The sequence below is a fragment of the Streptomyces graminilatus genome (assembly GCF_001418565.1).
In the GTDB taxonomy this organism is placed as follows: Bacteria; Actinomycetota; Actinomycetes; order Streptomycetales; family Streptomycetaceae; genus Streptomyces; species Streptomyces graminilatus.
In genome coordinates, this window is the sequence record NZ_LIQQ01000571.1 from 1 (window position 1) to 9,946 (window position 9,946).

11 protein-coding genes are annotated in these 9,946 nt (G+C 69.7%); all 11 read right to left on the bottom strand.

Annotated features, from left to right (window positions below):
• On the bottom strand, nt 1-190 hold a 190-nt coding region (locus tag AOK08_RS45225; RefSeq protein ID WP_157876953.1), incomplete at its 3' end, for a hypothetical protein.
• A 194-nt stretch (nt 191-384) separates the two neighbouring features.
• Nucleotides 385-924 carry an adenine phosphoribosyltransferase gene (locus tag AOK08_RS36820; RefSeq protein WP_055534202.1) on the bottom strand — a complete coding sequence of 180 codons (540 nt, stop codon included), beginning with the start codon at nt 922-924 and terminating at the stop codon, nt 385-387.
• Nucleotides 921-2,027: a protein translocase subunit SecF gene (gene secF / locus AOK08_RS36825; protein ID WP_055534204.1), complete on the bottom strand. Its 1,107-nt coding sequence runs from the start codon at nt 2,025-2,027 to the stop codon at nt 921-923. Before secF ends, AOK08_RS36820 begins: the two co-directional genes overlap by 4 nt.
• Nucleotide 2,028: 1 nt before the next feature.
• Nucleotides 2,029-3,798 (bottom strand): protein translocase subunit SecD, encoded by a 1,770-nt coding sequence (secD, locus tag AOK08_RS36830; RefSeq protein WP_055534206.1) that lies wholly within the window; start codon nt 3,796-3,798, stop codon nt 2,029-2,031.
• 146 nt (nt 3,799-3,944) lie between these two features.
• The gene (gene yajC, locus AOK08_RS36835) at nt 3,945-4,448 is read right to left on the bottom strand and encodes a preprotein translocase subunit YajC (protein ID WP_055534207.1); all 504 of its coding nucleotides are present in this window, start codon (nt 4,446-4,448) and stop codon (nt 3,945-3,947) included.
• 175 nt (nt 4,449-4,623) lie between these two features.
• Nucleotides 4,624-5,697, bottom strand: a complete 1,074-nt coding sequence (gene ruvB / locus AOK08_RS36840; RefSeq protein ID WP_055534210.1) for a Holliday junction branch migration DNA helicase RuvB — start codon at nt 5,695-5,697, stop codon at nt 4,624-4,626.
• Nucleotides 5,698-5,867: 170 nt separating this feature from the next.
• Nucleotides 5,868-6,476: a Holliday junction branch migration protein RuvA gene (ruvA, locus tag AOK08_RS36845; protein WP_055534212.1), complete on the bottom strand. Its 609-nt coding sequence runs from the start codon at nt 6,474-6,476 to the stop codon at nt 5,868-5,870.
• Complete coding sequence (gene ruvC / locus AOK08_RS36850) at nt 6,473-7,069, bottom strand: crossover junction endodeoxyribonuclease RuvC (protein WP_055534218.1); 597 nt, start codon at nt 7,067-7,069, stop codon at nt 6,473-6,475. The genes ruvA and ruvC overlap by 4 nt, the downstream gene beginning before the upstream one ends.
• Nucleotides 7,070-7,273: 204 nt before the next feature.
• The gene (locus AOK08_RS36855; protein ID WP_055534214.1) at nt 7,274-8,026 is read right to left on the bottom strand and encodes a YebC/PmpR family DNA-binding transcriptional regulator; all 753 of its coding nucleotides are present in this window, start codon (nt 8,024-8,026) and stop codon (nt 7,274-7,276) included.
• A gap of 48 nt (nt 8,027-8,074) precedes the next feature.
• The gene (pdxT, locus tag AOK08_RS36860; RefSeq protein WP_055534216.1) at nt 8,075-8,707 is read right to left on the bottom strand and encodes a pyridoxal 5'-phosphate synthase glutaminase subunit PdxT; all 633 of its coding nucleotides are present in this window, start codon (nt 8,705-8,707) and stop codon (nt 8,075-8,077) included.
• Nucleotides 8,708-8,730: 23 nt separating this feature from the next.
• Nucleotides 8,731-9,579 (bottom strand): pyridoxal 5'-phosphate synthase lyase subunit PdxS, encoded by an 849-nt coding sequence (gene pdxS / locus AOK08_RS36865; protein ID WP_241827248.1) that lies wholly within the window; start codon nt 9,577-9,579, stop codon nt 8,731-8,733.
• Nucleotides 9,580-9,946: the final 367 nt, after the last annotated feature.

A 9,946-nucleotide genomic window follows, 5' to 3' on the forward strand; every position in this document is an offset into this window, starting at 1 on the left:
CAGGGGTGGGAGCGGGCTCGGGTGCGGCCGGCTTGGGGCGCGGGGGCTCGGGCGCCCGGTCGGCGGGGGCGGACTGGGCGTGCTCGACCGGCCCGTGCGCGTCGTTGTTCGCCGTCCGCGCGGGCGTGGCCGCGGGCTCCGAGACGGGCTCGGGCTTGGCGGCGGTCAGGGGCTGGGCCTCGTCTGCCAAGAGGACTCCTCGTGCGCGATCCGGGTCCCCCGGTCAGGCTCCGGGGACCCCATGGTAGCGATCCCGGGCTCCGGCATCGCGTCCAGGCCGCTCGGGCGGCCTTCTATCGGGGAAACGCGGGAGGCGGGCACCGGATTCCTCCGGTGCCCGCCTCCCGCGTCTCACATGTCCGCCGACAGCCCTGGTGGGCCGCCTCAGATGGTGATCAGTGCCTCAAGCACCGCACCCGACAGCGCGGATTCGAGCCGCTGCCGGCCGCCGAGGAAACCGATCTCCATGAGGATCGCCAGACCGGCGACCTCCGCGCCCGCCCGCCGGATCAGCTGTACCGAGGCCTCGGCGGTACCGCCCGTGGCCAGGACGTCGTCGATCACCAGGACGCGGTCGCCCGCGTTCAGGTCCTCGGCGTGCACCTCGATCTCGGCGGAGCCGTACTCCAGGTCGTACGCCTGGCTGAGCGTGGCTCCGGGGAGCTTGCCCGCCTTGCGTACGGGGATGAAGCCCAGGCCTGCCCGGACGGCGACCGGGGCGCCCAGGATGAAGCCGCGGGCCTCCAGGCCGACGATCTTCGTGGCGCCGCTGCGGATGGCGATGTCGGCCAGGGCGTCGGTGAGCGCGGTGAACGCCTCGGGGTCCGCCAGGAGCGGGGTGATGTCCTTGAACATCACCCCCGGCTCCGGGTAGTCCGACACATCGCGGATACGGCTGAGCAGCAGCTCCCTGACCTCGGTCATCGGCGCTTGCCCGACGGACGGCCGCGACCCCGGTTGCGGGAGGGCTGGTTGCGCGGGCCGACGACCGCGGGAGCGGAGTCGTCGTCCTCGTCGTCGTACGGCTGCTCGTCGCTGACCTGGGGCACCGGGGCGTCGCCGCCCTGGGCCCGCTTGGCCAGGACGCGCTTCCTGAGGGCCTTCATCTCCGGCTCGCGCTCCTTGAGGTCGGCGACGAGCGGTGTGGCGATGAAGATCGAGGAGTACGCACCGGCCGCGAGGCCGACGAACAGCGACAGCGAGATGTCGTTGAGCATGCCGGCGCCGAGCACACCGCCACCGATGAACAGCAGACCGGCGACCGGGAGGAGCGCGACCACCGTGGTGTTGATGGAGCGGACCAGGGTGCCGTTGATCGACCGGTCGGCGATCTCGCTGTAGGTCCAGCGGGTCTGCTTGGTGATGTCCTTGGTCTGCTCCTTGAGGCTGTCGAAGACGACGACCGTGTCGTAGAGCGAGTAACCGAGGATCGTCAGCAGACCGATCACCGTGCCGGGCGTCACCTCGAAGCCGACGAGGGCGTAGATGCCGACCGTGATGGTGATGTCGTGGATGAGCGCGACCAGCGCGGCCAGGGCCATGCGCCACTCGAAGGCGATCGCCAGATAGAGCACGACAAGGATCATGAAGACCACCAGGCCCTGCCAGGCCTTGTTCGCGACCTGATCGCCCCAACTGGGGCCGACCAGCTCACCGGCGATGTTCTTCTCCGGAATGCCGAAGTCGGTGGCGAGCTTCGCCGAGACCTTGTCCGCCGCCGCCGTGTCGATGGTGGCAACCTGGATGCGCAGGCCGTCCTTGCCGAGCTTCTGGACGATCGCGTCGTGGCCGGCCGCGGTTTCGGCGTACTTCTCGGCCTGGCTCACCGAGACGTTGGTGTGCTGGATGGTGAAGACGGCACCGCCCTCGAACTCGATGCCCATGTTCAGGCCGCGCACCGACAGGCCGAGGATGGCCGTGATGGTGATCAGGATCGAGATGCCGTACCAGATGAATCGCTTGCCGACGAAGTCGTAGCCGATCTCGCCGCGGTGGAGCCGGGCGCCGAGGGTGCCGAGTTTCGACATCTCACGCCTCCTTCATGTCGACGGGCGCGGACGCGCGACGGGTGCGACGGAGTGGTGGTTTGGCGCCCAGGCGCTGCGGATCGAGGCCGGACCAGCGGTTGCCCTCCGCGAAGAACTTCTTGCGGGCGAGGATCGTCATCAGCGGCTTGGTGAAGAAGAAGACGACGACCACGTCGAGCAGAGTGGTCAGACCCAGCGTGAACGCGAAGCCCTGGACCTTGCCGACGGTGACGATGAAGAGCACCGCGGCGGCCAGGAACGACACGAAGTCGGAGACCAGGATGGTGCGCCGGGCGCGCGGCCAGGCCCGCTCGACGGCGGGGCGCAGCGTGCGGCCCTCGCGGATCTCGTCACGGATGCGTTCGAAGAACACGATGAACGAGTCCGCGGTGATACCGATCGCGACGATCGCACCGCAGACAGCCGGCAGGTTCAGCGCGAAGCCGATGGCCGGACCGAGCAGCGACATGATCACGTACGTGAGGGCGGCGGAGACGAGGAGGGACGCGATGGCGATGGTCGACAGGCCCCGGTAGTAGACCACCAGGTAGATGACGACCAGGCCCAGGCCGATCGCACCGGCGATCAGACCGGCGTGCAACTGCTCGCCGCCGAGTGCGGCGGTCACCGTGCTGACGCTCTCCGTGTGGAAGGTGAGCGGGAGCGCGCCGTACGACAGCATGTTGGCCAGGTTCTGGGCCTCTTCCTGGGAGAAGCTGCCGGTGATCTGCGCGGAGCCACCCCCGATCGGGCCGTTCACGGCGGGGTTGGAGACGACCTGACCATCGAGGACGATGCCGAACTGGTTCTGCGGGGGCTGCTGCTGGGAGAGGCGGGTGGTGACCTCACCGAACTGCTTGGCGCCCTTGTCCGTGAACTCCATGTTGACCTGCCAGCCGCCGGCGGCCGTCGTGTCGAAGGAGGCCTGGGCCTTCTTGACCTCGGTGCCGTCCACCTCGGCCGGGCCGAGGATGAACTTCTGCCACTGGCCCCCTGAGGCCTTGCTGCTGCAGGCCACGGTGGGCTCGCTGGGCTTGACGCCCTTACCGGCGACGGCGCGCACGGCCCTCTTGGTGCAGTCGAGCGCCGCGAACTTCGCCTGGAGCGCCGCGGTCGCCGGGTTGGCGGCGGGGGGCGGCGTTGGGGATGCCTTGCTGCCGACCGGCGGCTTGGCGCCCGGCGTCGGAGTCGCGTCGGCCTTCAGCGCGTCGGTGACCGGGCGACCCTGCGAGGTGGCCTTGGCGGACGGGCTGGGTGAGCCGGACGAGGTCGAGGTCGCCTTGTCGCCCGTCTGCGAGGGTGACGGCGCCGGGCTGCCTGACGTGCTGATGCTCGGCTTGGGGGTGGGCGTCACGGCGCCGCCCTGGGGCTCCACGGCCAGGACGGGGCGGAAGTAGAGCTTGGCGGTGGTGCCGACCTGGTCCCGGGCCTGCCTGGCGTTGGTGCCCTTGGGGATGTTGACAATGATGTTGTCGTTTCCCTGGGTCTGCACCTCTGCCTCGGAGACACCAAGACCGTTGACACGGCGGTTCATGATGTCGACCGCGGTGTCCATGTTGGTCTTGTTGATCGCGTTCGGCTGGCCCGGCTCGTTCTTCGCCTTGAGCGTGATGCTCGTACCACCAGCCAGGTCGATGCCGAGACGCGGCGTCGTGTGCCCCGAGAGGAACATGCCTCCGGTCAGCGCCACGATGGCGATCAGAATGAGGGCCAGCGAGCGTCCTGGCTTGCTCTGGGAGCTTGCGCTCCGGCCCTTCTTGGGTGCTGCCACCTTCTCGTACTCCCTCTCGGGCCGCCTCACGCCGGGTCAGCGCGGCCGGCGGCCATGACATGGTGTCGGGACTCCTTGCGAGAACCGCACGTGCCGGGGGTACGGGACGTGAACGGATCGCGCCGCGCTCCTCCCCCGGAACACGGCTACTTCGCGTCGGACTCGCCGTCGGACTTCTTCGGCTCTTCTTCCGCCTTCACCTCGGCGGCCTCGGTCTCACCGGCCGGCTCTTCGGCCGCGTCCTTCTTGCCGAGGTCGATGGGCTTGTCGTCGGAAGCGGCGGAAGCGTCGTCGGAGGGCTCGTCGGTCTCGGTGAGGGAGGAGGCGTCGTCCGGGACGACGGCCTCGTCGGTCTTCAGGTCGTGCTCGATGCCGTGCACGATGCGGTTGTACTCGTCGTCGCCGAGGACGGCGCCGATGGAGTTCTTGGCGAAGAGAAGCTCCACACCCGGGCCCGCGTCAAGGAGGACCGTCTCCTCGTTGACCTCCTTGACCGTCGCGTACATGCCCCCGATCGTGCGAACACCGGTGCCGGGCTGCATGTCGTTGCGCATCTGCGCGGCGGCCTGCTGCTTGCGCTTGGCCGAGCGGGTCATCAGGAACATGGCCCCGATGAGCACGATGAACGGGAGAAGGGTCACAGGATTCACGGGACGGGATTTCCTTCGCACAACCGCCTGGGTGAGCGGCCTGGTGGATGGGGGTGTGGTCGGCGCCGCCTGCAAAGTTACAAAGGCGGCATCGGCGGAGTCTAAGCGAGTCCGTACGCCAGGAACAACGCTCGACATGGCACCACGGTTCCTGACCCTCCCGGTAGCCGGGCCCTCACGCCCCGAACAGGTCCTGTTGTCCGCTTCCCCCCGTTGTGGAACGGGGCGGCGTGAGGCCGAGATGCGTCCATGCGGCGGGCGTCGCAACTCGTCCGCGGGGGGTACGGGCCAGCAGTCCCTCCCGTACGAGGAAGGGCTCGGCGACCTCCTCGACGGTCTCCCGCTCCTCCCCCACCGCTACGGCCAGTGTCGAGAGGCCTACCGGTCCGCCGCCGAAAAGCTTCAGCAGCGCTTCGAGGACACCTCTGTCGAGGCGGTCGAGACCGCGGGCGTCGACCTCGTAGACCTTCAGGGCCGCCTGGGCGATGTCGCGTGTGATGACGCCGTCGGCCTTCACCTGCGCGTAGTCGCGGACGCGGCGCAGCAGGCGGTTGGCGATACGGGGCGTACCGCGCGAGCGGCCGGCGATCTCGGCGGCGCCGTCGGCACCGATCTCCACGTCGAGGAGGTTCGCGGAGCGGTGGATGACACGCTGGAGCTCGGCCGGTTCGTAGAACTCCATGTGCCCGGTGAAGCCGAAGCGGTCGCGCAGCGGGGGCGGCAGCAGTCCCGCGCGCGTGGTGGCGCCGACCAGGGTGAACGGGGGCAGTTCGAGGGGGATGGCGGTGGCGCCGGGGCCCTTGCCGACGATCACGTCGACGCGGAAGTCCTCCATCGCCATGTAGAGCATCTCCTCGGCGGGCCGGGACATGCGGTGGATCTCGTCGAGGAAGAGGACCTCTCCCTCCTGGAGGGAGGAGAGGATCGCCGCGAGATCACCGGCGTGCTGGATGGCGGGGCCGCTGGTGATGCGGATCGGGGCACCCATCTCGGCCGCGATGATCATCGAGAGGGTGGTCTTGCCCAGACCGGGAGCACCGGAGAGCAGCACGTGGTCGGCGGTGGCGCCACGCGCGCGTGCGGCGCGCAGGACGAGGTCGAGCTGCTCGCGGACCTTCTCCTGGCCGATGAACTCGTCCAGGTCCTTGGGACGCAGGGCGGCCTCGACGGCCTGGTCCTCACCGTCGGCGGACGCGGCGACGAGCCGCTCGGGGGCGGCGCTCTCGTCGGTCGTGTCGTCCCAGTTCACTGCGTTCTCCTAGCTGGGTGCGCCGGGTGCGCGTGTGTCGGCCGTGGTCCGGGGGTGTCCCCCGGACCGGCACAGCATGCGTGTGCCTCGCGGTCGCGGTCGGTCGGGTGGTTCGTGCGTGCGTGGGGCGTCGGCGGTGGGGGCCGCCCCAGGTTGGCGGGCTCGGCCGGTCAGCGGGTCCGGTTGAGGGTCTGGAGGGCCGCCTTCAGCAACTGGCCCACCTGGGGCGTGCCCTCGGCCGCCTCGGCCTGGGGCGCTACGGCGGCCACCGCCTCGTCGGCCTCGCGGGTCGCGTACCCGAGGCCGATCAGGGCGGCGTGGAGTTGGTCGCGCCAGCCGGTGGTGACCGGGGAGCCGATGGCGGGGCCGGTGCCGAGGGGGGCGCCGAGACGGTCCTTCAGCTCAAGGAGCAGCTTCTGGGCGCCCCGCTTGCCGATGCCGGGCACCGCGATCAGCGCCTTCTCGTCCGCCGTGGACACCGCGCGGCGCAGGGCGTCCGGCGAGTGAACGGCCAGCATGGCCTGGGCGAGACGCGGGCCGACCCCGCTCGCGGTCTGGAGCAGCTCGAAGGTCTGCCGCTCGTCGTCGTCCTGGAATCCGTACAGGGTCAGGGAGTCCTCACGGACCACGAGGGAGGTGGCGAGTCTGGCGTGCTGTCCCATCCTGAGTCCGGACAGGGTGTTGGGGGCGCACTGGACGGCGATGCCGATCCCGCCCACCTCGACCACGGCGGAGTCCGGAGCGAGGGCGGCGACCGGGCCGCTGACGAAGGCGATCATGCGAGGCGGCCTTTCGAGGCGGGTGCTGTGGTCGGTACAGGCGCTGCGGCCTGCGCTTTGTGGAGGGCGACGGCTTGCTGGAGGCGGTTCTGCGCGACGGCGTGCTGAAGGCGCGACTGGGCGGGGGCGCGCCAGATGTGGCAGATGGCGAGCGCGAGGGCGTCGGCCGCGTCGGCCGGTTTGGGGGGCGCGTCGAGCCGGAGCAGCCGGGTCACCATCGCGCCGACCTGCGCCTTGTCGGCGCGGCCACTGCCGGTGACGGCGGCCTTGACCTCGCTGGGGGTGTGCAGGGCGACGGGGATGCCACGCCGGGCGGCGCACAGCATGGCGACGGCACTGGCCTGGGCCGTGCCCATCACCGTACGGACGTTGTGCTGGCTGAACACCCGCTCCACGGCGACGAATTCAGGCCGATGTTCATCGAGCCACGCCTCGATGCCCTGCTCGACGGCCACCAGCCGCAGGCCCAACTCGGCGTCCGCGGGCGTGCGTACGACTCCGACGCCGAGCATCGTCAGCGGTCGCCCGGGGACTCCCTCGACGACACCGACCCCGCATCGGGTCAGTCCCGGGTCAATTCCGAGTACGCGCACCCGCCCACCCCTCTTTGCGGCTGAACCGCCGCCGCTCTCGCGGAACTGGCTGATCACCGTCGGGGTTCCTCAATCGATGGTTCGGTCCGCGGGCGGTGATCTTTGGCTCTTGCCAGGCTATCCGCTGGCACTGACAACGGCGGCGGGCCGGTGGGACGTGTCCCCTCCGGCCCGCCGAGAACCGCTCAACTCGCGGCAGCGTCGCTACGCGTCGACCTTCTCCATGACCTCGTCGCTGACGTCGAAGTTGGCGAAGACGTTCTGCACGTCGTCGCTGTCCTCCAGCGCGTCGATCAGCTTGAAGATCTTCCGGGCGCCGTCCTCGTCCAGCTCGACCTGCATGGTCGGGACGAAGTTGGCGTCGGCGGAGTCGTAGTCGATGCCGCCCTCCTGGAGCGCGGTGCGCACCGCGACCAGGTCGGTGGCCTCGGAGATGACCTCGAAGGACTCACCGAGGTCGTTGACCTCCTCGGCACCGGCTTCCAGCACGGCGCCCAGGACGTCGTCCTCGGTCAGCTCGCCCTTGGGGACGACGATGACGCCCTTGCGGTTGAACAGGTACGAGACGGAACCGGGGTCGGCCATGCTGCCGCCGTTGCGGGTCATGGCGACGCGGACGTCCGAGGCGGCGCGGTTGCGGTTGTCGGTGAGGCACTCGATGAGCACCGCGACACCGTTGGGGCCGTAACCCTCGTACATGATCGTCTCGTAGTCGGCGCCACCGGCTTCGAGGCCGGCGCCGCGCTTGACCGCGGAGTCGATGTTCTTGTTCGGGACCGAGCTCTTCTTGGCCTTCTGAATGGCGTCGAAAAGCGTGGGGTTGCCGGCCGGGTCGGCGCCGCCCGTACGTGCCGCAACCTCGATGTTCTTGATCATTTTCGCGAAGAGCTTGCCGCGCTTGGCGTCGATCACGGCCTTCTTGTGCTTCGTCGTAGCCCATTTAGAGTGGCCGGACATCTGCCTGTCTCCTTCGCGTAACCCAACCCTGTACGAACCCCAGAGATCCTACAAGGACTCCGCTGCGGGGTCCGCGCCCACCGCACGTGCCATGTGGGCGCGCACCATGTCGACGAACAGGGAGTGGACGCGGTGGTCGCCGGTCAGCTCCGGGTGGAACGACGTGGCGAGCGCGTTGCCCTGGCGTACGGCGACGATGTGACCCGCGTGCTCGGCGAGCACCTCGGCCTCGGCGCCCACGGACTCGACCCAGGGGGCACGGATGAAGACGCCCTCCACCGGATCGCCCGCCACGCCCTTCACGTCGACCGTCGCCTCGAAGGACTCGTTCTGGCGTCCGAAGGCGTTGCGGCGCACGATCATGTCGATACCGCCGACGGTCTCCTGGCCCGAGCGCGGGTCGAGGATCTTGTCGGCGAGCATGATCATGCCGGCGCAGGTGCCGTAGACGGGCATTCCGGCGCGCACGCGCGCGCGGAGGGGCTCCATCACACCGAAGAGGACGGCCAGCTTGGAGATGGTCGTGGACTCACCGCCGGGGATGATCAGGCCGTCCACCTCGGCGAGTTCCTCGGGGCGACGCACCGGCCTGGCCAGGGCGTCCGCCTCGGCCAGGGCGATGAGGTGCTCCCGCACATCGCCCTGGAGGGCGAGAACCCCGACGACAGGGGTGTCATACATGCGCGACCTGGATGACATGGGTACTACCAGCCCCGGTTCGCGTAGCGCTCGGCCTCGGGGAGGGTGTCGCAGTTGATGCCGACCATGGCCTCGCCGAGGTTGCGGGACGCGTCCGCGATGATCTTCGGGTCGTCGTAGAAGGTGGTCGCCTTCACGATGGCGGCCGCGCGCTTGGCGGGGTCACCGGACTTGAAGATGCCGGAGCCGACGAAGACGCCCTCGGCGCCGAGCTGGCGCATGAGCGCGGCGTCGGCGGGGGTGGCGACGCCACCGGCGGAGAACAGCACGACCGGCAGCTTGCCGAGCTCGGCGACCTCCTTGACGATCTCGTACGGGGCGCGCAGCTCCTTGGCGGCGGCGTACAGCTCGTTGTTGTCGTAGCCGCGCAGACGGGCGATCTCGTTCTTGATCTGGCGCAGGTGACGGACGGCCTCGACGACGTTGCCGGTGCCGGCCTCGCCCTTCGAGCGGATCATCGCGGCGCCCTCGGCTATGCGGCGCAGGGCCTCACCGAGGTTGGTGGCGCCACAGACGAAGGGGGTGGTGAAGGCCCACTTGTCGGAGTGGTTGACCTCGTCGGCGGGGGTCAGCACCTCGGACTCGTCGATGTAGTCGACGCCGAGGGACTGCAGGACCTGGGCCTCCACGAAGTGGCCGATACGGGACTTCGCCATGACCGGGATGGACACGGCCTCGATGATGCCCTCGATCATGTCCGGGTCGGACATCCGGGCCACGCCGCCGTCCTTGCGGATGTCCGCCGGGACGCGCTCCAGGGCCATGACGGCGACAGCGCCGGCGTCCTCGGCGATCTTTGCCTGCTCGGCGTTGACCACGTCCATGATCACACCGCCCTTGAGCTGCTCGGCCATGCCGCGCTTCACGCGGGCGGTGCCGGTCTCGGGCGTCTGGGCGGAGTTGGAGAGCGTGCTGGACACGGTTTGACCTCACTCGGTGAAAGAGGGTTTCTGCGTCTCTGAGGAAACGCGAGAGACGCAGGCCACAGCAAGGGCCAATGGGGAGCCGGTGGATCGTTTTCACCGTCGCCGTGTCGGGGCGGGGCGGGGGCGGGGCTTGAGCGCGAGGCCTGCTCAGCCCGGGCGGTGTTTCCCGCACACCCGCCCGCACCGTCACTACAGCCCAGGCCCCGACACCCCCAGCCCACCCAGCGCTTGCGGCCAAGGCCCGCTCAGCCCAAGCGGGGTTTCCCGCCCACCCGCCCCGCCGTCCCCTCACCAC

What these genes read in the sequence shown, in the direction of transcription:
- AOK08_RS36820 (WP_055534202.1), bottom strand. Translation starts at nt 924, where the DNA reads ATGACCGAGGTCAGGGAGCTGCTGCTCAGCCGTATCCGCGATGTGTCG.
- secF (WP_055534204.1), bottom strand. Translation starts at nt 2,027, where the DNA reads ATGTCGAAACTCGGCACCCTCGGCGCCCGGCTCCACCGCGGCGAGATC.
- ruvA (WP_055534212.1), bottom strand. Translation starts at nt 6,476, where the DNA reads ATGATCGCCTTCGTCAGCGGCCCGGTCGCCGCCCTCGCTCCGGACTCC.
- AOK08_RS36855 (WP_055534214.1), bottom strand. Translation starts at nt 8,026, where the DNA reads ATGTCCGGCCACTCTAAATGGGCTACGACGAAGCACAAGAAGGCCGTG.
- pdxT (WP_055534216.1), bottom strand. Translation starts at nt 8,707, where the DNA reads ATGTATGACACCCCTGTCGTCGGGGTTCTCGCCCTCCAGGGCGATGTG.
- pdxS (WP_241827248.1), bottom strand. Translation starts at nt 9,579, where the DNA reads ATGGCCGAGCAGCTCAAGGGCGGTGTGATCATGGACGTGGTCAACGCC.